The following is a 669-nucleotide window of genomic DNA, read 5'->3' as shown; positions in this document are numbered from 1 at the left end:
CCTCCCGGGTCCGGCCCAAGTTCACGGTTCTTCTCCCGCGCGCAGTCCTCGCTGGCCCGAGCGACCCTCGGCGCGTACATGAACCCATCTCGCGGCCAGTCAGGCACGGCCCCCGGCGCGACCTGACACCCCCCTGGCGATCCCGCCGCCACGCACATCCGGTCAACCCCACCGCACTACCCGCTGTCGGCGCTACCACCACGCCCACAGTCGCCCCTATCCACCGCGCCCACCATCACCATCACCGCCACCTCGCCATCGCCCTCACAGCCAAGCTCCCCTCACCACCCTCACCACCCTCACCGCCTTCGCCACTCTCACCGCCTTCATCACCCTCACCGCCGCCCCGACCCGCCGACCATCCGGAACCGAATACCCGTCCCCGGCCGCGCCTGCCCCACGGCGTCCAAATCCGCCGGATGCGCACACGCGATCACCGGATACCCCCCGGTCACCGGATGGTCGGCCAGGAACAGCACCGGCCGCCCATCCCGAGGCACCTGCACGGCCCCCACAACCAGAGGCTCACTCGCCGGCTCCACGTCCCGGGCCCACCGCAAAGCGGGCCCCTCCAACCGCACCGCCGTCCGATTCGACTCCGTCCCCACCTCCCACCGAGCCGCCACCAAATCCCGCACCGCATCGTCCCCGAACCACTCACTGCGCGGC

At 71.6% G+C, this 669-nt stretch carries 1 protein-coding gene; it reads right to left on the bottom strand.

Annotation, left to right across the window (positions count from 1 at the left end; translation table 11 throughout):
- Positions 1–335: 335 nt before the first annotated feature.
- The coding region (locus IZR01_RS49420) for a 5-oxoprolinase subunit C family protein (protein ID WP_499698316.1) at positions 336–669 on the bottom strand (334 nt) is incomplete at its 5' end.

The sequence above is a fragment of the Catenulispora pinisilvae genome (genome assembly GCF_015356865.1).
Classification (GTDB): Bacteria; Actinomycetota; Actinomycetes; order Streptomycetales; family Catenulisporaceae; genus Catenulispora; species Catenulispora pinisilvae.
This window is presented reverse-complemented; position numbering and strand designations above follow the sequence as displayed.